This window comes from Thalassoglobus neptunius, from assembly GCF_007859735.1.
Taxonomy (GTDB): Bacteria; Planctomycetota; Planctomycetia; order Planctomycetales; family Planctomycetaceae; genus Thalassoglobus; species Thalassoglobus neptunius.
Map to the genome: position 1 here is coordinate 1 of NZ_SIHI01000028.1, position 26716 is coordinate 26716.

The 26716-nt window shown below is 52.2% G+C and carries 16 protein-coding genes; 12 read left to right on the forward strand and 4 right to left on the reverse strand.

Annotated features, from left to right (window positions below; translation table 11 throughout):
* The first annotated feature begins 151 nt into the window (after positions 1-151).
* The 4 genes from KOR42_RS20485 to KOR42_RS20500 all read left to right on the forward strand — a co-directional run bounded on the left by KOR42_RS20485 (position 152) and on the right by KOR42_RS20500 (position 6392).
* A complete protein-coding gene (locus KOR42_RS20485) occupies positions 152-1609 on the forward strand; it encodes a mechanosensitive ion channel family protein (RefSeq protein ID WP_146511704.1) in 1458 nt (485 codons plus the stop codon).
* A gap of 148 nt (positions 1610-1757) precedes the next feature.
* Positions 1758-4193 (forward strand): arylsulfatase, encoded by a 2436-nt coding sequence (locus tag KOR42_RS20490; RefSeq protein ID WP_231741033.1) that lies wholly within the window; start codon positions 1758-1760, stop codon positions 4191-4193.
* A gap of 59 nt (positions 4194-4252) precedes the next feature.
* Positions 4253-5605, forward strand: a complete 1353-nt coding sequence (locus KOR42_RS20495) for a GDSL-type esterase/lipase family protein (RefSeq protein WP_146511705.1) — start codon at positions 4253-4255, stop codon at positions 5603-5605.
* A 424-nt stretch (positions 5606-6029) separates the two neighbouring features.
* Complete coding sequence (locus tag KOR42_RS20500) at positions 6030-6392, forward strand: SpoIIAA family protein (protein ID WP_146511706.1); 363 nt, start codon at positions 6030-6032, stop codon at positions 6390-6392.
* Positions 6393-6569: 177 nt separating this feature from the next.
* On the opposite strand, the gene KOR42_RS20505 is transcribed toward KOR42_RS20500, so the two are convergent.
* Positions 6570-8783: a cation:dicarboxylate symporter family transporter gene (locus tag KOR42_RS20505; protein ID WP_146511707.1), complete on the reverse strand. Its 2214-nt coding sequence runs from the start codon at positions 8781-8783 to the stop codon at positions 6570-6572.
* A gap of 381 nt (positions 8784-9164) precedes the next feature.
* Here KOR42_RS20505 and KOR42_RS20510 point away from each other — a divergent pair, with 381 nt between their 5' ends.
* From KOR42_RS20510 to KOR42_RS20525, 4 genes are all read left to right on the forward strand, one after another.
* Positions 9165-10652 carry a sulfatase gene (locus tag KOR42_RS20510; RefSeq protein WP_146511708.1) on the forward strand — a complete coding sequence of 496 codons (1488 nt, stop codon included), beginning with the start codon at positions 9165-9167 and terminating at the stop codon, positions 10650-10652.
* 414 nt (positions 10653-11066) lie between these two features.
* On the forward strand, positions 11067-12569 hold the full coding sequence (locus tag KOR42_RS20515; RefSeq protein ID WP_146511709.1) for a P-loop NTPase family protein: 1503 nt from the start codon (positions 11067-11069) through the stop codon (positions 12567-12569).
* 34 nt (positions 12570-12603) lie between these two features.
* Positions 12604-13353, forward strand: a complete 750-nt coding sequence (locus tag KOR42_RS20520; protein WP_146511710.1) for an ATP-binding cassette domain-containing protein — start codon at positions 12604-12606, stop codon at positions 13351-13353.
* A complete protein-coding gene (locus KOR42_RS20525; protein WP_146511711.1) occupies positions 13350-14864 on the forward strand; it encodes a glycine betaine ABC transporter substrate-binding protein in 1515 nt (504 codons plus the stop codon). Before KOR42_RS20520 ends, KOR42_RS20525 begins: the two co-directional genes overlap by 4 nt.
* Before the next feature lie 94 nt (positions 14865-14958).
* Here KOR42_RS20525 and KOR42_RS20530 read toward each other — a convergent pair whose 3' ends face one another.
* Together KOR42_RS20530 and KOR42_RS20535 are read right to left on the reverse strand one after the other, a co-directional pair.
* A complete protein-coding gene (locus tag KOR42_RS20530; RefSeq protein ID WP_146511712.1) occupies positions 14959-15510 on the reverse strand; it encodes a hypothetical protein in 552 nt (183 codons plus the stop codon).
* Between the two features lie 259 nt (positions 15511-15769).
* Entirely contained in the window at positions 15770-17209 is a 1440-nt protein-coding gene (locus tag KOR42_RS20535; RefSeq protein ID WP_146511713.1) for a sulfatase-like hydrolase/transferase, read from the reverse strand.
* A gap of 231 nt (positions 17210-17440) precedes the next feature.
* On the opposite strand from KOR42_RS20535, the gene KOR42_RS20540 reads away from it, so the two are divergent.
* The 4 genes from KOR42_RS20540 to KOR42_RS20555 all read left to right on the forward strand — a co-directional run bounded on the left by KOR42_RS20540 (position 17441) and on the right by KOR42_RS20555 (position 24100).
* Entirely contained in the window at positions 17441-17821 is a 381-nt protein-coding gene (locus tag KOR42_RS20540) for a DUF2237 family protein (protein WP_146511714.1), read from the forward strand.
* A 177-nt stretch (positions 17822-17998) separates the two neighbouring features.
* Positions 17999-21646 carry a hypothetical protein gene (locus KOR42_RS20545; RefSeq protein ID WP_146511715.1) on the forward strand — a complete coding sequence of 1216 codons (3648 nt, stop codon included), beginning with the start codon at positions 17999-18001 and terminating at the stop codon, positions 21644-21646.
* Between the two features lie 80 nt (positions 21647-21726).
* A complete protein-coding gene (locus KOR42_RS20550; RefSeq protein ID WP_146511716.1) occupies positions 21727-22410 on the forward strand; it encodes a PspA/IM30 family protein in 684 nt (227 codons plus the stop codon).
* A gap of 997 nt (positions 22411-23407) precedes the next feature.
* Entirely contained in the window at positions 23408-24100 is a 693-nt protein-coding gene (locus tag KOR42_RS20555) for a hypothetical protein (RefSeq protein ID WP_146511717.1), read from the forward strand.
* Between the two features lie 96 nt (positions 24101-24196).
* Here KOR42_RS20555 and KOR42_RS20560 read toward each other — a convergent pair whose 3' ends face one another.
* Entirely contained in the window at positions 24197-26716 is a 2520-nt protein-coding gene (locus KOR42_RS20560) for a DNA internalization-related competence protein ComEC/Rec2 (RefSeq protein ID WP_146511718.1), read from the reverse strand.

The following is a 26716-nucleotide window of genomic DNA, read 5'->3' on the forward strand; positions in this document are numbered from 1 at the left end:
CAAATCGAGGGAAGCCATGATCTATGTGGCTTCCATTGGTCGCATGCTCCGCCGCTTAGCTCCTTCACCCAACCAAGCTCCGTTCAAATACCGACTTACAGCATGAAGAGGATTCCGGATAGGCTCTTAGACACTTACTTGGAGGAAGAGAATGTTATTAAAACTCGTACAGGGACGATCCGACCGTCAGGAGTTTCCCCGTTTACTTTTCGCCACACTCTTTCTATTCGGAACACTTTTTTTCATTCCCGCTACGATCCAGGCTCAGGAACAGGCAGCCGATGCTGAGCCTCCCGCAGCAGCTGAGAAGACCGATGAAGAAGCCCCGAAGCCGACGACAACCGCAAACCCCGACATCTCGATCGAAAGTCTTGAATTACTGGTCAAGCCGTTAACGAAAGACGAACTAATCGTTGAAGCGGACGGTTGGAGAGATCTCCTCAAAGAGAAAGTCTCCGAGATCGCTCAACTTCGAATCAAAATTATTGAATCGAAAGAAGAAGAGGCTGCCAAAGAGGAAGAAGCTGCTGATGCAGAAATCCCTGCAACAAACGCGGAAGCGAATTCCGACGCAGAAGAGGCCACCGAAACTGAAGGCCCGACAGCTGGGGAAACTCTCGCAGCGTTTCAGGATGAGAAGACTCACCTCGTCGATCGACTGAATATCGTTCTTGACGAGTTGGAGTTGAAAGGAGGGGATGTGGAATCATTCCGTCAGTATGTGCAGGCACAATCGGGAGTGGCAGTCGACGTGACTGACACTGCGACGACGATGGCGATGATTCAATCCTGGCTGGTTTCCGACCAAGGCGGGAAGCGCTGGATGTGGAACATCATCAAGTTTCTGGCGATCCTGATTTCTTTCTACTTTGGAGCATCGATCGTTTCAAGTTTGGTTCGTTCAGCAGTTTCCCGCGTCAAAGGGACGTCGCAATTGCTGGTCAACTTCGCTGGCAAGTTTGTGAAACAACTGTTGATGATCGTCGGTTTGATGATCAGTCTGGCTGCTCTGGAAGTTAACATCGCTCCACTCCTGGCAGCAGTGGGTGCAGCTGGTTTCGTGGTCGGTCTTGCATTGCAGGGCACATTGAGCAACTTCGCGAGCGGTTTGCTCATTCTTGGATACCGCCCATTCGACACAGGCAACGTTATTGAAGCAGCTGGGATCTCAGGAATTGTCGATTCGGTATCTCTGTTCTCGACTCACATTCGAACCTTTGACAACAAGCTCATGATCGTCCCGAACAATGAAATCTGGGGCGGGACAATTACCAATGCAACGGCCAGCCCGACTCGACGAGTCGATATGGTCTTCGGCATTGGCTACGACGACGACATTCATCAGGCGAAGACGATTCTGGAAGAACTCGTCAACGAACACGACCTCGTTCTGAAAGATCCAGCGCCGGTTGTCAAACTGAACGAACTGGCCGACTCGTCCTTGAACTTCATTGTCCGTCCCTGGACGAAAACCGGAGACTACTGGACCGTTTATTGGGACCTGACAACCTCAGTGAAAGAGCGATTCGATCAGGCTGGAATCTCGATTCCTTACCCACAACGAGACGTTCACGTCTACCAGGAAAAAGAGAAGTCGGAAACCGCGTGACGGACCAGCGATCAGACAGCCAGTTCGATTCTCCTTCGAACTGGCTCTCTTAAACTTTTCGCGAATAGACAGGCAAGCGGCCGTTGCGAAGTACGCCCACTCACAACGACAATGTGAGGACCAACTCTCTTCAGATGGAGAAATGAAGATGATGCCCCTCTCACGCGGCGACACGATTTTCCGGACAAGAACCTCCGTCTTAACGCTTGTCAGTGTTGCGTTGCTTCAACCTTCTCTTTTCGCCCAGTCAGATGGCGTCGAAGAAACACGGGCGGCGGAGTCGACGACTCATGATTACCCCGAACGAGTCCTTCCATTTTCGCCAACTCCTATCGAAAGTATCACGCGTCCGCGGCTTCAAGATTCCAAGATGAAATGGCCGGAGGAAGTGAAGCATCTTCCGGATGATGCCCCGAACATCCTGATTATTCTGATTGACGACATTGGATTCGGCGTCGCGGAGACATTCGGCGGGGAAGTTCACACTCCAACTCTGACAAAGCTCGCGAATGAAGGGATTCGCTACAACTCCTTTCACACCACTTCGATCTGTTCTCCCACCCGTGCAGCCCTTCTGACAGGGCGAAATCACACGCGGGTTGGTTCGGGGACGATTGCTGAACGGGCCGTTGCGTTCGACGGATACACAGGCGTGATTCCCAAGACTGCCGCAACAATTGCAGAAGTCTTAAAAGCCTACGGATACAGCACCTCTGCATTTGGAAAATGGCACAACACTCCAGCTGTCGAAACGACCAGCATGGGTCCGAAAGATCGTTGGCCGAACGGTTATGGCTTCGAGCACTTTTACGGTTTTCTGGGAGGAGAAACTTCTCAGTGGGAACCGCGACTTACCGAAAACTACGACCACATCGAACCTCCAGAGGATGATCCGGAATACCATCTGACGACCGACCTCGTCGACCGGGCTCTTTCATGGCTTGATGATCATCAGTCCTTCTCGCCGGACAAACCCTTCTTGATGTATTGGGCTCCCGGTGCGGTTCACGGCCCCCATCATATCTTTCAGGAATGGGCTGATAAGTACGCAGGGAAGTTCGACGACGGATGGGACGCCTATCGCGAGCGAGTTTATCGCCGCCAACTGGAAATGGGGATCATCCCGTCGAACACTCAATTGACCGAGCGTGACGAAACACTTGCCGCATGGGACAGCCTTCCGGAATCCGAAAAACCCTTTCAACTGCGGCTCATGGAACTCTTCGCTGGCTTTGTCGAGCACACCGACTTTGAAGTCGGGCGATTGGTGACTGGACTGGAAGAGCGAGGGCTCCGCGACAACACATTGATCTTCTTCATTGTCGGGGACAACGGCTCGAGCGCTGAAGGGCAGGGCGGATCGATTAGCGAACTCCTCGCTCAGAACAACATCCCCAATACGATCGAGCAACAGTTGTCGGCACTCGAAGAGTTGGGCGGAATCGACGTGCTGGGATCGCCCAAGACGGAGAACATGTACCATGCTGGTTGGGCATGGGCTGGGGGAACTCCGTTCAAAGGGACGAAGCTTCTCGGCGCATATTTCGGAGGAACCCGCAACCCGCTGGTCGTTTCCTGGCCCAAACGAATTTCTCCTTCGAAAGAGATTCGCCAACAGTTCCATCACGTGATCGATATTGCTCCGACGATTTACGAATTGCTCGACATCACTCCTCCCGAAATCGTCAATGGATATGAACAGATTTCTATGGACGGAATCAGCCTCGCCTACACCTTTGACACCCCCGACGCCGTCGGTCGCAAGAAGGTCCAATACTTCGACAACAACGGAAGTCGGGCGATTTACTCCGATGGGTGGATGGCCTGCACATTCGGTCCGTTCATTCCGTGGGATACCGCACAATCCGCCAGGACTCTCCCTGAATGGGACTCCGCCCAAGACGAGTGGGAACTCTACGATCTTCGCAACGACTTTTCTCAGGCAAACAATCTGGCGGAAGAACAACCGTCGCGACTGGCAGCGCTCAAACAGGAGTTCAAGAGAGTTGCTGAGGAGAACCAGGGCTTTCCGATCGGAGCAGGAAACTGGTTGCGATTCCACCCGGAAGACCGAATTAAAACATCCTATTCCACATGGACATTCTCAAACACCACTCGACGCATGCCGGAATTCACCGCACCTGGAATCGGGCGAGTGAGCACAAAGGTGACTGTCGATGCGACGATTCCTTCGTCTGCGAATGGAGTCCTATATGCCGTCGGCGGAGCCGGTGGGGGACTCACTATTTATCTGGACGAGGGACATTTAGTTTATGAGTACAACATGTTATTAATTGATCGGTTCCGATTTCGAAGTGCCGATCCGTTGACTGAAGGCACTCATCAAATTGTAGTCTCGACTCAGATTTCAGAGCCAGGTGGCGAGGGAACGGTCGAACTCTTTGTCGACAACGAATCGATCGGAACGCTGTCACTTGACCAGACTGTGCCAGTCGCTTTTAGTGCAACAGAAACCTTTGACGTCGGAATCGATCTGGGATCACCTGTGTCGACAACCTATGCGGATCGGCGACCTTTTCCATTCGATGGAACAATTGACAAGGTCACTGTAGAACTTAAGTGATCCCATTGTTGGAAACTTTGATCCTGCGAAGACCGTACTCAGAAAGCATGCCCGCTCACATGAACTTTTCTCGAACACTGATTGTGCTGATCGCACTTGTGATCACGTTTGACAATGAACAGCTTCCGGCTTTTCAACGGACTGGAGAAACAGTTTCCGTTGAACTTCCGGAAACCGATGACGGACTTCCCGGTGCTGGGCCGATTCGTCGTTATGACTGGTTTCGCAATCTATGGAAGAATCGGCGCAGCCAGTGGGCGAAAACGCAACAGGAAGATCGAAACGCCGTCGTCTTTCTTGGCGATTCAATCACTCAGGGTTGGGGCGACAAACTGAACAAGAGTTTTGGTGAAATGAAAGTCGCCAATCGCGGGATTTCAGGGGACACAACACGGGGAATGCTGATTCGCCTCGACGAGGATGTCCTTTCTCTCGATCCAGCAGGCGTCGTCATGCTGATGGGGACGAATGATCTGGAAGAAGGCGCTGACCCGAAAACCGTCGATGGCAATATCGAGTTGATCCTCGAATCGCTACACGCCCATCGAAGCGACGTGCCCATCATTCTGTCGCTTGTGTTTCCGAGTTCCGAAACGAAGAAGCGTCCGTCCAGCAAAATTCAGGAATTGAATCAACTGATCCGCAAGGTCGCGCGCAACTTCGAACAAGTCACCGTTCTCGACACCTGGACATTGTTCGCGAATTCTGACGGAGACGCGAAAGTGGAAGAGTTTCCAGACCTGCTCCACCCAAACGGATTGGGCTACGAAAAGTGGCGACTGGCACTGATTCCGCTGCTTGAAACGAACGGACTTCTCGAAGTTCCCGAAGATGATTTCGAACTGGAACCTGGATTCAAACTTCTCTTCAACGGAAATGACTTGTCAGGTTGGGGGTTCCTGCCGACTCCGCCTGCGAATCCCAATCGAAAACGGAATCCAAATGCGCCACATCGTCCGGAAGTTGCAGAAGCTGTCAGCTTTGATGGTCTCACCGAGAGTTCCGACGGACGGTATCTCGCGAAAGATGGCCGATTGATCGTGACAACACCGATTGAAGGACGCCGAATTCAACAGCTCTGGACTCACCAATCCTTCCCGAACGACTTCACTCTCAAGCTTGAGTTTCGTGCGACTCCAAACGCGGATAGCGGAGTCTTCGTGAGGCAACCACAATTGCAATGTCGTGACTATTCATTGGCAGGACCCTACAAGTCACTCCAGAAATACCGCCAGCAGGACTGGAATGAACTCGTCGTCGAGGTCAAAGGCAACGTTGCCCGCTGTACTTGCAACGGAGAAGTTCTTGAAGAAGCGTTTGAGCTTCCAGCTACGGGACCAATCGGGCTCGAAGGAGATCGTGGACAGATTGAGTACCGACGAATCCGAATCAAGCATGCTGACGCAAACTGAGTCAGGTCCCCAACCTCTTCAATTCCTCTGAGTGACACCAAAAGAAGATGTCGCTCAGTGGAACTTAAGGGGGCGATTCACTTTCTTGAGAAAGCATTTTTGCCATTTCTGATGTTGGTCACTTGATGCTCAACAATGATCTGGCGATGATTCACCTAGACGGAAATCCACCGACGTTTTGCTCTCCGTGACGTGAGTCGCCTGTTCATTCTCAGCGGTCACACTATTCAGAACTCGCTGAGTTAATCTGTGCGGTTGCAATGGAATGCTGGCCCACTCTCGAAACGACGAGTCAGAGCGCCAGAGGCAGCGTCTCACAACTGAATTAGGTCTTTCAGGTCGACTGAGAGACTGCTGGTTGATGCGATACACGATCTGTGACAACAAAACAGGTAACTATTCTCTTTGGCGTACGGAGCGACACATGATTGAGATGATCGAAGAAGGCAGCGGCAAAGTCCTCGCATTCAAGCTTTCAGGAAAGCTTCACGACGAGGACTACAAGACATTCGTTCCCGCAGTGGACGAAGCAATCGCAGAAAATGGCAAGACGCGAATCCTGGTTCAGTTTCACGATTTCAAAGGTTGGGACACCCACGCACTCTGGGATGACATCAAGTTCGCAACGACCCACTGCACCAAGATTGAGCGAATTGCGCTCGTTGGAGAAAAGTCCTGGGAAAAGTGGATGGCGGGCGTCTGCAAACCATTCACAATGGCAAAGATTCAATACTTTGACGTGAGCAACAAGGATGAAGCCGTAAGCTGGATCGAAGAAGGTCTTTGAGAGCGGCTCGTTCCTGAACCGCTTGAGGCCATTCCTTCAGCGCTGATTGACTTCGCACTGATTGACTCTGTCTGGAATCAGCCGCCTTCGAATCGATATGAGCATGCTGGATCAGCTTGATGGTCCAGCATGTTTTTTTATGTCTCAGCACAGCCTCTTCGACTGACGACCTCTGAGTCAATCGACCCAATGCAGCACATCTCGAAGAATGCACCACCGGGGAGTTCGGTCTTTGGCACCGCCTCCTTCAATCCAGTATCGCTCGAGGCGGTCGAGTGTCCCGTCTAACCTTTCGATATCGAGCCATCGATTCAGAGAGTTTATCCAATCGATGTCGTCCCGCTGAACAGCAAAGCCAACCGGTCGCTGAATCGCCGGTCGAGGTATGACTGTTGTGTATTCCGGATACAGGACAGTCCACGCTGCTCCTTGTTCTGCTGCAATCATCAGACCGTCGACATCTTCGAGTCGCCCATGAAAAAAGTCCTGATAAGAATCGACAGCGACGATCTCTGCATTCGGAATGAAGTGCTTTGCTGGTGCCAAAAGATCCGGTGAAACCACTCCGAGCCGAAGTTCTTTGTAGCTACCCGCGTCTTCCCACGAGATCCACTCGTCACGGCGATGATCCTTCAGAACGACGGAAATCGTCGCGGTTTGATACGGCTCTGTGAATCCAACTCTCAACAGCCGCGCCGGTTTCATGATCAATCCACCGATCGCAACATCCACTTCATGGGAATCGAGTTGTTCTTCGATCGTCGATTCAGTGAAGGGAACAAATTCAATTCGCAGATTCAATTGCTTCGCGAGTTGATGCAACAGTTCAACATCGTACCCGACCAATTTTCCCTGTGAGTTGAAAAACGAGAAGGGGAGATGATCTTGCACATACCCGACTCGTAAGAGCTTCTCTTCACGAATTCGCTTGAGTGCCGTTTTTTCGTTCGACTGACGTTTGGGAATGTCGTACCGATCGTGAAAGACTTCGAAGTCAGCAGCGGAATCGGAGAGCGACAGTGACAAGAATCGCGAGTCGAGTTGGTCAGAGAATTTGATTGAAGCGAGATAATGAGACATCATCCCACACGACAGCAGGAGCGCCAGCGAGACCGCAGCCCCCGAAATCACCAGGCGTCTCCATCGGATCTGAAGTTCGTTCTGTACGACCGCATTGACGATCAGGGTGAGCGCCATCAGGTGCATCACTCCCACAGCGTCTGCCATTCTCGTTGTCAGAAAACCGGGGAGGATGAACAGCGTCATCAGATCCTGCGGCAGCCGATAGATGTCAAGCAGAAAGGGTATGGTGATGAGTGGGCTTGCAAAGTTTGAAATTGTTCCCGTCGACGCCATCGAAACACTTTGAGCCCATGAGAGATCTCTTCCGGCATACCATGCTGCAAACGAGATAAACAGGAACGACAACACTTTTCCGATGTGCGGAAAAGGATACGCGAGTGGGACGACAACACTCGGCGTGACCTTTTCGTCGAATGACTGTGTCTCTGACTGGCTTTGCAGTAATTCTTCACAGCTTTCTGCAATCAAAGGTAAAACCACGAAGAGCTTCCCTGTCGCCAATGCTGTCAGCAGCGGTTCTTGAGCAGCTCGCAAAAGTTCACGGTAGCTGATCTTCGTTAAACCGGTGACGAGTAGAGGCAGCAAAAGTAAGGCAGCCACTGCGCACGCGATCGAGACCATCAACAGATAAGCCTGCAGCCGCGAAATCTCCTCGACTCGCAAAGTGCCAGCCGCTGCAGCTGTGAGCGTAAAGAGACCAACCGGCGCCAGACGAATCAGGAACGAATTAATTTTCGAAAGTGCTTCCGAACAGGAATCCAGAAGATTCAACACCGGCTCTCGATTCGGAACAGCCATCATCGCTGCCCCGAAGAAAAGACAAAAGACAACGACAGCTGGCACAAACTCATTCGCAAGTGAATGAAAGACGTTTCCGGGAATCAACTGGTTGAGAAGATTGAAGTTGCCAGTCACATCAACCAGGTCACTCGAATGAAAAAAGGCCCCACCTTTCAACGGGGGAAGAAACGCCGAAACCGTGACGACAAGCAGGATCCCCGCCCCCCAGAACAGCAGCAGAATCATCGCTGCCACCCATCCGATGCGCTTTGCCTGAGCGATATTCAAACGCCCCAATTTTGAGATCAGCGCCGTGATCAAATAGGGGAGAACCGTCATTTGCAGGAGGTTCACATAAGAATTTCCGACCACTTGCAGCGGCGCGCAGAGTTCCCCGAAAAACAATCCACACAAGATTCCCAGGACCAGTCCAATTCCGATCCACAAACCCAATCTCTTAGGAGGTGACGACACCTTTCTCGCGCTCGCAGGCTTTTCGAATTCCGACTCCTTCAACGTTTCAGACATGTGTCTCCACTAATCGAGTTGCGACCGTATTCCACAGCAAAGAGTTTCCTCTCGCCGATTTGGATGATTTCAGTGAAACGACCGACAAAATACAACACTCGCCCAGCCTCGAGATCACTCTCCACCAAGAAATTGTTCAGCTGCGTTGGACTGATGCGTCAAAGCCATTCGCCAGTTAAGAATCGCTGTACGAGATGAAACGTCGTCCCCATCGATGCTCTTCGACTTGTCAGCCCAATTGTTAGCCCACGCGAATTCGCATTCGACTTTCATCTGAATTCTTCACTGCTCGCGCTGGACCGGATTGACAGACTGCCTGCCACTTTTCACCGTATGTGGACGCACTGTTCACCCAAAAAAATGTCTTCTCTGGAGTTTGCGATGACATCTCGCGCTGTTGTCTTTTTCGCCGCGTTTGCTTGTTTCACGCAATCGTGTGACGCACAGCAGCCCGAGCGGTCTCCCAATGTGCTTCTGATTGTCAGTGACGATCTGCAAGCCTGTCTCGGTTGTTACCACAATCGAACATGCCAAACTCCGAATCTCGATCGCCTGGCGAATGAAGGCATTCTCTTCGAGCGAGCCTATTGTCAGTACCCGGTCTGCGGCCCTTCGCGCGCGTCAATGATGAGTGGGCTTTACCCAAACCTGACGCGGATGCTCGGCAATCGAACGACGTTAGGAGCCTTCCGAGAAACGAACACCGAACTGGCTCATCATCCCAGCATTGGCGAGTTTCTGAAAACCAATGGGTACGTTTCTTTGCGTGTCTCAAAGATCTATCACATGGGAGTCCCGGGCGGGATTGAAGCAGGCGATCGCGGTGGTGACGACCCACTTTCCTGGGATCGAGCTTTTGACATCATGGCCCCGGAAACGGCGAGTCTCGGAGAACTCGAGTTGTTGAGCCCGATTCGAAAGCACTACGGCTCGAACTTCGCCCGGATCATCATCCCCGATGAAGCGGCCACCACTCAAACCGATTATCTGGCGGCCTCACAAGCGATTGCCATCCTCGAAAATCGAGCCCGTGGACGAACGGATTCCCGGTTCCTTCGGCCAGAGCAACCGTTTTTTCTCGCAGTTGGATTTGTGCGTCCGCATGTGCCACTCGTTGCTCCGAAACGAATCTTTGACAAGTATCCGGAAGACTCAGTGGAGTTGCCGAAGGTTCCGGAGAACGATCTTGATGACGTCCCTTCTGCTGCTGCCGGAATGGAAAACTTTGGTCGTTACGGAATGAGCGAAGAGCAGCAGAGGGCAGCCATCGCCAGCTACTACGCAAGCGTCACGTTTATGGATGAGCAGGTCGGACGACTCCTCGAGACTCTCGATCGACTCAAACTACGAGACGACACAGTTGTGATCTTCGCATCCGACCATGGGTATAACCTCGGGGAGCACAACTGTTGGCAAAAGCTCAGCCTTTTCGAAGACAGCACACGTGTGCCGCTTCTGATCTCTTCGCCAGACCACAAGGAATCGGCCGGTCAGGCGAACGGTGAAATTGTTGAATTGATTGATCTTTATCCCACAATCGCTGAACTGTGCGGGCTTAAGGAGAAGGCTCCGGAAATCCTTCAAGGGCAAAGCCTCGTCCCGATTCTTGAATCACCGGCTGAGGTGATGGACGCTGATGCCCATGCCTACACTGTCACCTATCGACGTGGAGAGTCGCTGCGCACCGGTCCATGGAGATTCAACCGCTGGGGAGATTCGGGAGAGGAACTCTACGATCATCAGACCGATCCCGGAGAATTCACAAATCTCGCGAATCACCCGGACCACACAGCTGCCGTCGATTCCTTGAGAACACAATTAGTTCACGTTCGTGAATCGAGCAGCAAATCGACCGGCTCGAGTGACTAGCCTCGAAACCGGCAGCCCCTATCACGTGGTTTCACAGAGGCTTACAACATTCTCAGCGGGAGTACAGAATCTCCATCCCGAGGCATTTGCGCCGATTCTTCGCTGTCACACACATCAACAGTCACTGATTCCGGAGTCCTGGTCGAAGGTGAGCTGTCGAGAAACCCGAGGGAAAGTTTTCGCAGCAGTTGCGGACCGTTCCCGTATGTATTAAACGACTGAGACGAGGATACCGACAGACAGTATTCATTCCTCTCAACTGAGATTCCGTGGTCTCGGGATTTCAACAACAGTTCGTGATTGGTCACGTGATGCCGTGTTCCGATCAGATAGCGACTTTGTGGCTGCGCTGGGCTGCAAGTCGCAATTTTCCTGGCAAACCCGCCGACACCCATGGAAAGGTGTGAGACTCCGATGAAAGTCCATCAGTTTCTGGATCATTATGGGATCACTGAAAATCCTTATGCCCAAGAAGACGCTTCATCTGACAGAGTCTTCATCGAGCACTGCCTGACCGGCACCTACCATTCAGGTTGGGACAAAATCTACGGCGACCCGCGAGCCCCATCGACGTCTGTTGTCTTCGGAGAGCAGGGGAGTGGAAAAACGGCTTTGCGGCTTCAGATTGCCGGTCGTCTTCGTGAGTTCAACGAGACTCATCCAGATGAGCGGGCATTCACGATCCACTACGACAACTTTAATCCATTCCTCGACAGCTTCCGTGAGCGCTTACACGGTCGGCGACGGAAAGCCGACAAAGCTCTCCAGAACTGGAAACTATGGGATCACATGGATGCCATTCTCACTCTCGCCACAACACGATTGGCGGATATCATCCGAAACGGGGGGGCTGATGCCAAAGACCCTTCTCAATCGGTCGACCCGGCCAAAATCGACGACCTGAAGCCGAATCAACGTCGCGACATTCTCTTGCTCGCAGCGTTTTACGACCAGAACCGGGACGAGTCCGCTGTCCGTCGCTGGAACCAGTTGCGTCGAAAGTTGAAGGTCACGACCTGGAAGTCTTATTGGGAAATCGGACTCGGAGCTTTTGTCACACTCGCCATTATTGGAGGAGTGTTTCAAGTCTCAGAAACACCGTGGACCCAGTTGTTCTCCGGCTGGACGCTGGCGATTATCGTCGCGGCCTGGCTGCCAGCAATCTGGAACTTCCTCCGAAACTTCTGGACCGCCACTCGCGCTGCCAGTCAGGTGCGAATCTCCGATCAGAGTCGAACCGATTTGCGACGAATCCTTGCCCGCTTCGATCGTTCTCAGATCAGCGGCCAGCCTCTCCCAACGCGTGCTCGGGGAGACGACCGATATGAACTGCTGCACAAGTTGCAGTCCGTCCTCACTGATCTCGGCTTCCAAAGCATCGTTGTCCTCGTTGACCGAGTCGATGAACCACACCTAGTTAATGGATCACCTGAACGGATGCGTGATCTGATCTGGCCGCTCTTCGATAACAAATTTCTCAAACATCCCGGCATCGCCTTCAAGCTCCTTCTGCCATCAGCACTCTCCGGATTCCTCAACAGGCAAGAGAAAGAATTCTACGAGCGGTCCCGACTCGACAAACAGAACTTGATTCCGTCCCTGAACTGGACCGGACAGGGATTGTATGACGTCGCGAATGATCGGCTTCGAGCCTGTGCGAAACTGGCCGAAAACCGCCCCAGCATCAGCGACCTCTTCGATGATTCGATCAGCGAACAAGAGTTGATCACGGTCTTTGACCGCCTTCGCGCACCGCGTCATCTGTTTAAGTATCTCTACCGGTTGTTCATCGATCACTGTTCAAAACACACAGAAGATTCTCCAGAATGGAAAATTCAGCGTGAGACAATGCAGTCGTCTCTCGCCGTATTCATGAAAGATCTCGACGCTTACGACCAAAAACTCGGAACGGGGTAATCACCAGTCCCCCCGATGAAACAGGATTTCTCGAATGCTCCGCCTGACCAATGTCTCAAAAACTTATGACGAGAAGTTGGTCCTTGCTCCCACTTCCATTGAGTTCCCTCAAGGGAAAACATCGGTCTTGTTGGGAACCAGTGGCTGTGGCAAGTCGACGCTGTTGAGGCTGATGATCAGTCTTGTGGAGCCTGACGCTGGAGAAATTCTGTTCAACGGCAAACCACTCACGCGGAACAACATCGCCGAGATTCGTCACCGAATTGGATATATGATCCAGGACGGAGGACTCTTTCCGCATTTTACGGTGGAAGGAAACGTTGCGCTTCTGGCCAAACACCTGGGTTGGAACGCTCAGAAAATCCGTGATCGCATGCAGGAGCTGTTAGAGCTCGTGCATCTCGATGCCGAAACGCTCACACGTTACCCTCGGCAAATCTCCGGAGGTCAGCGACAGCGCGTGGCTCTGATGAGGGCACTTTTTCTCGATCCCGATGTTCTGCTCCTCGACGAACCGATGGGAGCACTTGATCCCGTGATTCGTTCGAATCTTCAAGAGGAATTACGAGGAATCTTTCGAACGCTCCAGAAGACGGTTGTTCTGGTCACTCACGACATCGGAGAAGCAGCCTATCTGGGCGACAGCATTAGCGTTCTCAACTCGGGACGTGTTCTGCAAACGGGAACTTTCGAGGACCTGCTCAACAATCCGACAGACTCCTTCGTCACAGACTTCATCAGAGCACAACGCACGCAAATTGATTCTGTGGAGGAACTCATATGAGTCTGAAAAACGCCATCTGGCTGGCCATCGGATGCCTCATCGTGCTGGTGGCAACCTCTCTGATGTCGACGTCCGGAATCAAAGTGGCTGCCAAAGGATTCACAGAGTCCGTCACACTTGCCGAAATCGCCAGCACCCTGGCGATCGAGAGCGGACAATCTGCGGAACCGGTGACTGAACTGGGAGGGACTCAAGTCCTCTGGTCAGCACTGGTCTCCGGAGAAATCGATGTCTATCCCGAATACACCGGCACACTTCGACAAGAGATTTTCCGCGGACAGTCTCTACCCGATGACGAGTCCCTCAAGGAGAAAGTCGAGGAAAGCGGTGTGTCGATGACCGCTCCGCTCGGCTTCAACAACACCTATGCAATCGCAATGAAGCGATCGCGGGCCGAAGAATTTGGAATCGAGACAATTTCCGATCTCAGCAAGTTTCCTCAATTCAAATATGCCTTCAGCAATGAGTTCATGGATCGTGGAGATGGCTGGCCCAGCCTGAAACGAACCTACGATCTCAATCCCGAAGACATTCGAGGGATTCAGCATACGCTCGCCTATCGTGCTCTCGAAGCTGGCGAAATTGACGTCGCCGATGCTTACGCAACCGACCCGCACATTCTCGAAATGGACTTGAAACTGCTGAAGGACGATCGGAATTACTTTCCCAAGTACGACGCCGTCTATCTGTATCGAACTCAACTCAAAGAGACGAATCCCGAATTCGTCAAACTGCTCACGTCGATGGAAGGCAAACTTTCGGACAGCACGATGCTTCGATTAAATGAAGCTGTCGAAATCGACGAACAGAATGAGCCGGATGTTGCCAGCCAATTCGTGAATAAAACCTTTGGTTTCAATGTCGAGAGTTCCTCGCAGTCACTGGCCAGGCGAATCTGGAAGACGTCGCTGGAACACTTGTTTCTTGTCGTCATCTCTCTTTCTGCCGCAATCCTCATTGGAATTCCTGCGGGCATCATTGCCGCGAAGACAAAGCTCCCCGGGCAGATTATTCTCGGCACCGCTGAAATCATTCAAACCATTCCCGGACTGGCGTTGCTTGTCTTCATGGGAGTCCTCTTCATTCGCGTCGGACTTCCATCGATCGGTGCGTTTCCGGTGATGGTCGCTCTGTTTCTGTACAGCCTTCTCCCGATCATCCGTAATACGATGACCGGGCTGACTGAGATTCCAAAGTCATTGATCGAATCCGCAACGGCTCTTGGACTCAGCCCGGCAGCACGCTTGAGGTTGATCGAATTGCCATTGAGTGCCCCCATGATTCTTGCGGGAATCAAGACCACTGCCGTCATCAATGTTGGTTATGCCGCGCTTGGCGGTCTCATTGGAGCAGGCGGATACGGTCAGCCCATCATGACAGGACTGAGACTGAACAGCGAAGCCCATATGCTCGAAGGGGCGATCCCTGCGGCCATCATGGCGATTGCCGTGAAATACGTCTTCGAAGCAGCGGAGAAGTTTCTCGTTTCTCCGGGGCTCAGAGTGCGATAGGGCACGTTGCACTTGTCTGCGTCGTTCCCTTCAAGTTTCTGCGCAATTGCCTTTTCGTTTCGCGCAGATTTCGTTTTCGAGCATGAGTCTCCGATCAGGACAGTTTCAGATCGAAATCGGTCTCAGCCAGCGGGTCGTCTTCGATGTTCTGTGGTGCGTTTTGCACCTGACTCATCAGATCATCGATGTTGACGGTGGCGCCATCAAAGTCTTCAACGGTCCCCACTTCTGCAATCATCTCCGGCCTCACTGAAGTTGTCGGTTTTTCAACGACTCGCAACTGGTACGACTCAATTTGAATTTCATCGCCAACTTCCAACTCCCAACCCACTTCGGGCAGAGTTCGTCCGTTGACTCGAACATCTTCGCCGAGACCGAACATCGTCCAGCTCAGCTCATTGTTGAATCGCACACAAACCTGTGGCGCGAATGTTGAAAGCTTCGTCAACTGCAGAGGACAGCACTTCCATCCGCCGATGAAGACACCGGGTCCGAGTAACCTTTTGCTGATTCCAATCAGACGAAGTGCCGACGTAATACTGATCGTTTCTCGAAAGCGCCCGGATCGATGGATCGTCTGAATGTCTCCTTCGATCAACTCAAAAAACAAGTTTTTGGCCCTGCGACGCTTGCGTTGAATCGCCATCAGGAATTGCTCCATCCTGGAAAGTACAAACCTGGTCCGTCGTCGAACCAGCAGGAAAGCGACGTATGATGCGGAATCTGGGAGGGTTTGCAATTCCGGAAAAGCGAAGACGATGAAATTCGCGTCCTTCTTTCATTTTCCTTTACGAGAGATTTTTGGATTTTTCGCGAACAGACTCCAGTTTGATGAACAATGCGTCCGTTCAGCGACTCGCTGCTGGTTGGCGAAAAGGCTCGAATTCAATGCTTGAAGATTCGAACTAAAAATCTCGGAAAGGACCGCGTGGTTCTGCTGCGTCCATTTCTTTGAGCCAGTTTGCGAATGCACTTCGCATCCGATCTGCCTGATCCGGCAGCTGTTCAATGAGATTGTTTTGCTCAGCCAGATCATCGTCGAGGTTGAAGAGAAACTGGTCATCGCCGTGTCGAACCCACTTCCAGGAACCGACGCGGGCTCCTTCTTTATTCTGTCGTTTCCAGAACATTTCTTTCCGTTGCGACTCCATTTCTCCGGTCAGGACCGGCCACATGTCGAATCCATCGAGCACTGTTTCTGGATCGAGTGGAACATCAATTTTCGATGCGATTGTCGGGAGCAGTTCCAGACTCGTTAGAAACTCGTCGCAGATTGAGCCAGCAGGAATTCCCGGTCCTCGAACCGCCGCACAGACCCGAACGCCCCCTTCAAACATTTGTGACTTTCTACCACGCAGCGGAGAGTTGCTGCTGCCGCCACCGCCTCCATTGTCCGAGAAGAAGATGACGATCGTATTGTCAGCGATTTGATACTCATCGAGGAGCTTCAGAACGCTCCCGATGGCATCATCCATTGCGGTCACTGCACCGAGGTATTCGAGGCGGCGTTTTTCCGGAGTTGCCACCATGGCTGGTTTTCCATACTTCGTTCCTTTTCGCAACGAATCTTTCAAATGCGGGTACAGCTTCTTGTACTCCTCCGGAGCCTGAGCAGCGCTGCGAATCGCAGGATCGAGATTTGACGCTCCGTGCGGGGCATTGAAGGGGAGATACAGAAAGAACGGTCGATCGTGATTCTCATTGATAAAGCGGACTGCCTCACGTTCGAACAGGTCCGTACAATACGTTCCCTTGTCTTCTTCAGTCAGTTGATTTCCGGAATACATACTCGGAACGCTGTACCGCTCGTGAGTGAAGTAATCAATACCGGTATTCACCAGCCCGTAAAATTCGTTGAATCCTCGTTGCATCGGAAGAAAGCGACGGCTCATCCCCAAGTCCCACTTTCCAAAAATCGCCGTTCGATAACCGGCTTTCTGAAAGTATTCAGGTAGAAGCTTCTCTCGCAAATCCATGCCGCCGATTCGCTCCCAGGTCACGGCATATTCGTCAGGAGTGTATTTGTATCCGTAATCCGGGGCTTCATTTCGGATCATGTCATACATGCCGTTTCGTTGAGGATAGCGGCCCGTCAGAAATGCTCCTCGCGACGGAGTACACGCAGGCCAGGCAACATAAAAGCTGGTCAGCAAAACTCCTTCATTCACAATCCGGTCGAGATTCGGGCTGATGACTTCATCATTCAGAACTCCCAGGTCAGCGTAGCCCTGATCGTCACTCACAATCAAAACGACATTGGGAGTCGAAGCGAATGCCAATGCGGATGCGGATGACATTCCAAACGCGACGAAACAACAGGCCAGCGAGCAAAGAGATTTGTTCATGAGACTTCCTGATGGATGGATCAGTGGTTGAACATGTTCGCCGAAATGATGGAGACTCACGGACCGAAGTTCAAACATGTCTCAGACTTTTCAATCCGATCGGGAACGATACGCAGATCCATCGCGTCGAAAAAGTCGAAAAGAAATTGCCGAACTACCCTGTTGAGATCAGGTGACCAGCGCTTAGACTCAATTTAGACACCCTCATTTCATCAAGTGAAAACTACGATCATGCAACGCGGAAAGAATGTTCTTGGCGGCGAACTGCAACCCTGTTCGACGGACCCGATGACCGGCTGGTTTCGAGACGGCTGTTGTTCGACGGGCCCCGGCGATCTCGGAATGCATGTCATCTGCTGTCGAGTTACCAAAGACTTTCTGGAGTTCTCGAAAGAGACCGGAAACGACCTCACGACACCGGTTCCAGAGTTCAAGTTTCCCGGATTGAAACCGGGCGATCAGTGGTGCGTGTGCGCTGGCCGATGGAAAGACGCATACGACAATGGTCGGGCGTGTGGTGTCGTACTCGCTGCGACTCACATGTCGGCACTCGAATTTGCTTCACTCGAAGAACTCGAAGAGTACGCCGTCGATGAAGTCGACACCGAATAGGTTGTGATTCAACACGTGCCCAACCGACATCGGCGAATAAGGTCGGATCAAAAAAAATCATCGGAGAAGAACATTTAGAACAAAAACCGCGTGAGCGGTCGGCTTCTGTTCCGCCTGTTGAGCTATTGAAGCATTCTCGTTGCTTCAGGTTCAACATGCTGAATTCGGAGCCACTTGATGAAATCGACACCAGAGCAACACACTCCTACGGTCGTTCGCTTTCTTGATTCCTTTCTTCAGGAGGGAAATATCAAGTGGCTGCTCGGAGTGGGAACGCTGATCCTCTTCAGTTCGTCAGCGATGCTGGTCACTTCTCACTGGGATTCCTATCCGCCACTCTGGAAGTATGCTGTCCTGCTGGCGTACACGGTCGGCATTCACCTGTGTGGTCAATTGGCCTATCACCGTCTGAGTCTGCGAAAGACCGGAACGGGACTCATGGCCCTGACGACACTGCTGATTCCGCTGAACTTTGTCGCGTATCGCTGGGTACAACCGGATCAAATGCTCACCATTCATGGTGTGCTCGCGCAATCCGGTCTTCTCTTTTTACTCGCAGGAAACTGTCTTTTCTCGCTCTTCGCAGCCCAAAGAATCTTTACGCATTTTCTGCGAAAGCCGCAGTACTCGTTTCTCACGAGTTATCTGATTCTCTCCGCCAGTGGTGCGGTGATTCCTCTTCTTCCCTCAACGATTGCGCCATTCACGGCTCTCTTTCTCTGGGTTGTCTTTGCTGTCGGGACAATCAAAGTCAATCGGCACGCCTTCTGGTTGACTGAGGAGTTTCGTACTCCGAGGATTTTCGGGTTCTTTCCGATCATTCTTCTTGGTGTTCAATTTCTGTTGCTGTTCGCAACGATGCTGGCACCGCAGATCCCCGTTGAATGGATCGGATTAGGACTCGTCTTGACCGCGATTCCCATTCTTCAAGCTGCCGATTCGTTGGCACGAGTCGTTCAGGCACGCTCAGAAACTCCTCTTCCGACTCAACCCACCAGTGTTGTGCTGGCGCTATTGGGCGGAATTGCGATGGTCTTCGCGGGAGTTGCAATCTCTGCCTATGGATTCCCGTCGACCGTCGCAATCGTTCCGACCTCCTTGCTAGCAGCGATCGTAATGGGCTTCGCTGCTCATCGAACTCAAAGGAAAGAATTCGTCTGGTTGATGATTCTTGCAATCCTGACCACGTACCAAACATCGCCCGTCTTCATGAAACAGCTCGTGCGGTCGATGCTGGATGCCGGATCTTCTGCAATCGGTGAGGATCGAATGCCAATCGCGTTCTATGGATTGACATACCTCCCGCTACTCATCGCAACTTCTGGAGTCTCCGTTTGGCTCAAGCGACGTGGGGAGACGTTTTTCGCTCAACAACTTCAGACGTTCTCATTCGGTCTTCCGCTGATTCTTTTGCCTCTCGCATTAACGCATTCGAAAATGCTGTTTCCTGTCGGCCTGTCATTCACAGTGTTGTTTGCATGCCATACGCTTCTCTTTCGCCTTCCATTTCTCAGGTTTACAACTCTCCTCTCCGCGTTCGTCGCAACTCTCGGAGCGACTTACTTCTTTCAGCAGGTCTTTGATTTTCACGGATCCGTGGGATTGTCTTTGACGACCTGGATTGCCGCCGGAGGACTCTTCTGGTTTCCAGGAGTTTATTTCGACCGCGCGGTCTCGAGAATCGAACTGATGGATGACTCGGACGCTCGACGACATTCCCCGGAGATCTTCCGTTGGAGCAGCTTAGGCATTGTTGCGATCTGTGCGATCATCTTCATTGCACTGGCTCCGAGCGGATCGGTTCCGATCATGACCGGGGTGATTTGCTTTGGTTTGCTCTTCGGCCATGCCTTCGCCTTTCAATCGACTTGGATCAGCGCTCTCACACTGACACTTTTGATGAGTCTTCCCATCACATTCGCCGGGCACAACAACTGGTCGATGGAGTCGTTGTTGAGCCTCGCCGGGAGTCTGCTCGTCTTGCTGTGTGCGGGTGAAGCGCTCATGAAGAGGTTTCCGGAATGGACACTCTCGAAAGTGTTTGCACCGGCAGCAAATATCGTGGCCTGCATCGCCGTTTTCTTGTTGCAGCTGATCTTAGTCCCGTACATGCTGGCCCATCTACAAACTCCGTTCGCATTTGCGATCTGGCTTCCTGTCGTCATCGCATTCTTGACTGGAGCCTATTTGGCCTGGAAGAACGATGCAGGTGTTCTCGTGGTGGCGACTCACACTTTCGGTCTCGTCGCGACGGGAGTTCTCACTCCGAAATTGATCGCCAACTTCACCCACATCACCGGTTTCGACAGAGTCCTTTGGATTCCCGTCACATGGGCCACGCTCTCAACACTTGGAACGGTCTCGCTTCGACTCACTCTTGTCGACCGTAAGAGCGCCGACGGTGAGACCTCAAACGCCTTGCGTGCAATCGAGTGGTGTTTCGCAGCCACGCTTGGCGGAATCGCTCTCGTGACCATCCCGGTCCTTGTCGGCCCGAGCAGAATCGCTGGTCTGATCAGCGTTGCAGGCGTTCTTCTTCTGACACTCAATCGACGACGCAGCCATCTCACCGAAATTCTTCTGTTGATTGGAAACGCGCAGCTTCTCGTGGCTGTCCTGCAATTGGTTCTGCCCGACTCGCGCTTCCTCTTTGAAATTCCATCAGAGAAACTTGTCGTCGCGGCACTTCCCATTTCGCTGGCTGCTGCACTCTCCGCATGGGGATGGTCGAGTGCCATTTCGCCCCGGAGCCGATTCTCAGAACAGACTTCCGAGTTCTTTCAAGCTCTGAGCCTCGGAGCGATTCTCTTCTCAGTTTGGAGCGGCTTCAAGCACAATGCTCTCGTTCTGCTCGGAACTTGCAGTTTCATCATCGTCGCTGGCCTTCAGGCTCAAATCGCTCGAAAGATGAGCCAACGTACTCATCCAACTGTCGAGGGCACCAATATCAGTGCGATAATGGCAACCCGGGCGACCTATCGAGCCTGGATTGCCATTGGACTCGTTCTCGCAGCCATCGCCCATTTGCGATGGACCGGATTCCTGCTGGTCGGTGTGATTCTGAGTAGTTTCGCTCCGATGATCTTGGCACTATTGACCTTGGGACTCGCCCATCAAGCGAAGCGTTCGGTGTCGTGGACCATCTTTGCTGACCCACTTCGGAAGACCGCGACAGCACTTCCAGCGGCGACGATTCCCATGGTCTTTCATCAGCATCTTGCTTACCCAAGTCCTGAGTGGTTGGGGATTCAGAGCCTCGCGTTGTTGTTGACGTCAGGATTCTATTTCTGGAGGGGAATTGAACGCGATCGCCCATGGTTTGTTGTCGCATCAGCTGCGATCTTCAACGTGTCACTTGCGATCTTCTGGAAGGAACTTCGCTGGACCGATCCGCAACTCTTTCTCATCCCGGCTGGATTGTCAGTCCTGGTTCTCGTTGAAACCTTGCGATCACAAATTCCAAAGGGACTCCTGAACCCACTGCGATACGTTGGCGCCCTGACGGTCCTTGTTTCTCCCACATTCCAAATCGTGGGTGGAAACTGGCTTCACATCATCACTTTGATGGTGTTGTCGCTTCTGATCCTCATCGTGTCGATGGGACTCCGAATCAAAGCTCTGATGTATACCGGAACGGCGTTTCTGGTCGCCGACTTGCTCGCCCTTGTCATCCGAGGGACGTTCGACCACCCAAGCCTCCTCTGGCTGACGGGAATTGCTATTGGGTTAGCCGTCATTGGCCTCGCAGCTTATTGCGAACGTCACCGCGAAGCGATGCTGCAGAAGTTCCGCTTCATCGCTGCCGAGTTGGAGACCTGGAACTGACTTTTGTGCGAAGCATTCCAATCCGGCTGCTTCGCAATCTTCTTGTTGCTCGTATTTCCTTTCACGACTGGAGAATGACAATGTCATGGTTTCAACAATTTACTTTCGTAATGCGTTCCAATCTCACCGCGATTCGAGACAAGGTCGAAGCCCCTGAACGAATGCTTCACCAACTGATCTGTGATATGGAGGAAGAACTGAACTCGGTGAAGCAATCTGTGGCTGCCGCGATCGCCGACGAAATTCAACTCGGTAAGGAGGTCGAGTCCATTCGGAGCGAGATTGGAGAATGGGAAGGGCGGGCCGAGTCCGCTCTTCAGAAAGGCAAAGAAACGCTCGCCAAACAAGCACTTGATCAAAAGATGCGTCTTGAAGAACGCCTTCAATCGATTGAACAGGTCTACGAATCTCAATGTTCACAGACGGCGAAGCTGCAAACGTCGTATCGGGATCTCGAAGACAAAATTCGACAGGCTCGACACAAACGAACGTTGCTCATCGCACGGCTGGCTCAGGCTCAATCTCGGCAGAAGATCAATCAAGCGATTGACTCAGCGGAATCTCAATCCGCGTTCGCGCAGTTTCATCGCCTTGAAGAAAAGGTGAATCGAGAAGAGAGCCTGGGTCAGGCCTACGATCGTCTCGACGGCAAAGATCCCGAAGCTGACGAACTGACTGCCCAGTTCGACGCTGAAGAACGAAAAGAGAAGCTGGAGGCAGAGTTTGAAGAATTGAAACGTCGGCTGCAAACTCCTGCATCCTGAGATTGACAGCGTCGCTTCATCTCTCACTCAATGAAAACGATTCGGGGCGAATGTTGGGGATTCGGTGATTCGATCTCCCTCAGAATGCCCTGAATTTTCAATTGCGTTCGTGTTCGTACAGGAATCAGGCAAGACAATGAGACAACTTCGACTTCTCTTTCGCGACCTCTTCCGGTTGGTTCGTGCCTGGTGGACGATTGATCGGATTCGCCCATAACAGGCAATTTCCAGAACAGTCACAAACCTGCTGATGTGTTGCTCTCCCTTTCAGTCATCTTTACGAAACGCCATTGCAACCAACGCACCGACAAGTAGTACACCTCCAATTAACAAAGGGAGTCCCAAAATCGATGCCATGACTTGTGTTCCGAGTTAATGCTGATCTGTCGAGCGACTTCAACTCCCGTTGACAACGACTCGCACGAGCAGAGCCGCCATTCGCGGAAAGGATTAAATTTCGGGGAGTTGAGAGCAACATAGAAAAGGGCGCTTGGGCATGTTGCTCTTATCCCAAAACGAACGATCTTGTGACAACCATTCTGAATGCCGCATCCGATCATACGGTTTCCTTTTCCGTTTCACACGCAATCAATTTCGGGATCGCGAATTTTCATTGAATTCAGTGACAACAACGGATGTCTGACGTTCGGTCCAACGATCGATCTGGGATCAGTCATTGAAGAGAGCCTCACGGGCGCGTTTTCCGCTCGTAAAATACACATCGACAAAATCCGGGAGATTGCGCAAAATGCCCGCTCGTCAGGAGAAGCGGGTCCCTGTTCGCCTTGAGATTCAGAATTCAAGGCATGCACGAGTTCCCAAACGATAGACGAATTGAAACGGGACCAGTGTCCTCAGTTGTCCGAGTCGCGAAGACCAAAATTCGTAAATCAATGAACGTAAAAATCGCTGAATCCTCACGTTCGACGATTCAATTCATTTAGAAAATACTGCCTTCAGGGCTGATCAAATTCGTCAATTCAGGGAAGGGGTGACGATGTTTTGTTCACAATGCGGCGTGGAAGCTGACGGGAAATTCTGTTTTGCGTGCGGGCATCGTCTTCATCAGATCGATGGGGATATTCATGAATCAAACGCTGCCCCACCCGAGAATGAACTGATTGCCCCTCCGAGTTACGCGGTCAATTGGGAAGATGACATCTGCTACGAGCAGGTGTTGCAAGCGGACGCCGTCCGTTCCGCAATTGCCGAGCATGGATCGAAAGCGATTGAGGGTTTCTCCGGCGAAGACTGCCTCGCGATTTACGATAAGATTGTTCCGTCGCCGATCCCGCTGGCGAAACTTGCGACAGTAATTCAGCCCCTTTACGCCTCCTTTGGAGTGCGCACCGGCAAAACAAGAGAAGGGACCGTGAACGCTCCTCCCGGAGTCGTTCTCGCACGGGCTCTCTGTTCGCTGGCGAAACATGCTCAACCGTTCCAGCGAGTTGAACAGGCAGAAGATCGTTGCACGTTGATCGCTGAGTTCCCATCGTCGATTTGGGCTCTCAAAGGAGAAATTCGAGTCACCGTCACGAAACAGGTCAACGAGACACACGTCAGCGCTCTGACAGACATCCCCGGACAAGCATTTGACTGGGGAAAAAGCACCAAAGCACTCGAAAGACTGTTCGCCGACTTACACTCCGAAATGGGCATTCCGCGGACCAGACAACACCGGGCTGCATAGAAGTCCTGGAGAGAACAAACACAACTCGTCCTGACTTCTCAAGTGAATCTGCGACAACCTCGGTCGGTGATACTCGCCACGATATCTTCGGTTTCGTCACTGCGGATTTGGCTCTTCCAGAAACCGGTCCACTGAAATTCTTCCCGAACGATTGATTCGAAGCGTTAACGCTCCCGATTCCACTGTCGTCGCGACGGAAACATCATCTGGCACAAATGACCGCAGTCGCGGACCGACCGATCGATCTGAAGTGCTAACGACGAGCAATTCCGAGGAAATCCATTCGAGTAGATCCAACGGATTGGAACTCTTCGCACCGTGATGTGGAGACATCAAGATATCGCACCGATTCCGCGGAGAAGACAACAGCCGCTTCAGACCATCTTCTTCAACATCTCCGGTCAGCAGCAGTGAACGCTCGCCATACGTCAACTTCATGACAAGACTTTGAGCGTTGTCAGATTTCGATTGAAAGTCTCCTGTCGGATGAAGGATTTCAATCCTGATGGATGGATCGTGATCGTCAGTTTTCAGCACGTCGTTCGCCTGAAGTAATTCGATCTCGACGTTCCGTTTGGCAGCGGCTTCACAGAGTTCGAACGTTCCGCGTTGTGTGAAGTCCAAAAAAGACTGGCCGATCAGAAGTTTTCTGACAGGGAATTGATCGAGAACGCCAAAGAGGCCGCTGAAATGATCGTGGTCCGCATGAGAGACAAGAACCGCATCGATGCGATGTTGGTTTCGGCTCCATAAATAATCCTTCACAGCACTCTCAGCTCGCGAACCGTTGCCTGTGTTCCCAGCGTCGTAGAGAAGGACTTCTCCGGAGGGAAGTTCGATCACCATCGCTAACCCATGACCGACATCCAGAACGGTGACTCTCAGTTCATCACTCTTTGGAGGAAGGAGTGCCAACCAGGCCATCCCCAGACACCAAACAGACAGCGAGACACAGGTGCCTTTTTGAATCGTTGGCCACCGACTCGCTGCAACACTGACCGGCAACAGCACGTAGAAACCGGTGAGCCACCAGCTTGGAAATCCTGAGAAACAAAAGTGCCCGCCGGGAAGATCGGAGGCTGACTGAATGATCCACAGAAACGCCCGGAGTGCTGCATCGAAAACTGCTCCCGTCAAGTGGCCCAGAACAGGCAGAAACCAACCGGTCAGGAGGAAAACATAACCCGCTCCCAAAACAATTCCGGCAAACGGGATGAGCAAGAGATTCAGCAGCAGGCCAATGGGAGCCACGATATGAAACGAAGAGAGAATCAAAGGAAACGTCACGAACCAGATCGTGGCCGTGATCACAGTTCCCTGCACAAGCCACCGGATGGCGGGCCTGATCCGTTCGAGCCAGCGCCAGTTTTCTGAGAGAAGGGCATCACTCTTTGTCGCAGCGACTCGAAGTCGCTTCAAGAGATCGATACTCCAGATGATCGCCAGAACGGCAAGGAACGAAAGTTGGGCTCCTAAGTCAAATAAATCTTCTGGCGATATTAAAAGCAGGACCAACGCGCAACACGCCAGTGCATTTAATAAGTCCACATGTCGGCGGCGAGTTGCGCCAAAGATCACCAGACAAATCAACAGGGTCGCTCTGAGAACCGGCGGGCGGTGATTCGTCAGCCCTGCATAGAGAATTGTGACGACGAGAATCGCAACTGCCGTTTTTCTTTCCGATAGACTGAAGAACCGGGAAACGAGAGTCACAAACCCGGCAAGAATCCCAACATGGAGACCGGAGATTGCCAGCAGATGCATGGCGCCACTCTCCTGAAAAATCTCGCGATCCTGCTTTGTCAGTTGCGTTCGATCTCCCAGCAACATTGACAGCGCCAAAGACTGCGACTTTGGACTTAAGTTTTCGACGAACAGCCGACGGCACTCCTCACGGACCGCTTCGCGAACTCTGAGTAGCTTCCACCAGAGGTTTGAGGGTCTCGACGTCACTTCCAAAGCAGCCGGATGGGAAACACTGAGGAGAACACTGATCCCCTCGCGACGAAGCAGCTTCGCAAAGTCATACCCGTCGGGATTGCTCAGCGGTTGCGGACGTCGCAATGATCCGACCACTTCGACGAAATCTCCAACCTGTGCTGTGGTGAGGTGCCCACTGACGCGAACTCGAACGGTCCCTGAAACAGAAGCCCATTCCTCAGAGACCTGAAGCTCATCAACTCTTAAATCACAGATCGAAGAATCGAGTTCGAGCCACGAGGGAATTCGAGGCCCATACTCAGCTTCGTCAATGACAACACTGGTTGTAAGTTGGCCGCGAACCCGAACGGGAACGCCCTCGACGCTCGCATACTCTCGAACCGTTGCCTCCTGTTGCAACTCGACAACCTGGTGATGTCGGATTGCTCCTGTGATGACGCAGCTAAGCAAAACCGCCCACGTGCCCAAACGTTCTCTCTGAATGTACAACGCACTTGCCGCGACGAGCAGACAGAAACATCCAGTACCCCAGAGTGCGAGAAATGAAATGTCGTATGGCGACTCAAATGCCGCGTCGAGTGCAATTCCCAGTCCGATCGCCAAAGCTCCGATCAGAGCAGGGCGGTGGACGTGATGAACCTTCCGGGGATTGGAATCTCGCAATGACTCAATCAC

Coding starts and splice junctions, on each gene's coding strand:
- KOR42_RS20485 (WP_146511704.1), top strand. CDS start 152: ATGTTATTAAAACTCGTACAGGGACGATCCGACCGTCAGGAGTTTCCC.
- KOR42_RS20490 (WP_231741033.1), top strand. CDS start 1,758: ATGATGCCCCTCTCACGCGGCGACACGATTTTCCGGACAAGAACCTCC.
- KOR42_RS20495 (WP_146511705.1), top strand. CDS start 4,253: ATGAACTTTTCTCGAACACTGATTGTGCTGATCGCACTTGTGATCACG.
- KOR42_RS20500 (WP_146511706.1), top strand. CDS start 6,030: ATGATTGAGATGATCGAAGAAGGCAGCGGCAAAGTCCTCGCATTCAAG.
- KOR42_RS20505 (WP_146511707.1), bottom strand. CDS start 8,783: ATGTCTGAAACGTTGAAGGAGTCGGAATTCGAAAAGCCTGCGAGCGCG.
- KOR42_RS20510 (WP_146511708.1), top strand. CDS start 9,165: ATGACATCTCGCGCTGTTGTCTTTTTCGCCGCGTTTGCTTGTTTCACG.
- KOR42_RS20515 (WP_146511709.1), top strand. CDS start 11,067: ATGAAAGTCCATCAGTTTCTGGATCATTATGGGATCACTGAAAATCCT.
- KOR42_RS20520 (WP_146511710.1), top strand. CDS start 12,604: ATGCTCCGCCTGACCAATGTCTCAAAAACTTATGACGAGAAGTTGGTC.
- KOR42_RS20525 (WP_146511711.1), top strand. CDS start 13,350: ATGAGTCTGAAAAACGCCATCTGGCTGGCCATCGGATGCCTCATCGTG.
- KOR42_RS20530 (WP_146511712.1), bottom strand. CDS start 15,510: ATGGCGATTCAACGCAAGCGTCGCAGGGCCAAAAACTTGTTTTTTGAG.
- KOR42_RS20535 (WP_146511713.1), bottom strand. CDS start 17,209: ATGAACAAATCTCTTTGCTCGCTGGCCTGTTGTTTCGTCGCGTTTGGA.
- KOR42_RS20540 (WP_146511714.1), top strand. CDS start 17,441: ATGCAACGCGGAAAGAATGTTCTTGGCGGCGAACTGCAACCCTGTTCG.
- KOR42_RS20545 (WP_146511715.1), top strand. CDS start 17,999: ATGAAATCGACACCAGAGCAACACACTCCTACGGTCGTTCGCTTTCTT.
- KOR42_RS20550 (WP_146511716.1), top strand. CDS start 21,727: ATGTCATGGTTTCAACAATTTACTTTCGTAATGCGTTCCAATCTCACC.
- KOR42_RS20555 (WP_146511717.1), top strand. CDS start 23,408: ATGTTTTGTTCACAATGCGGCGTGGAAGCTGACGGGAAATTCTGTTTT.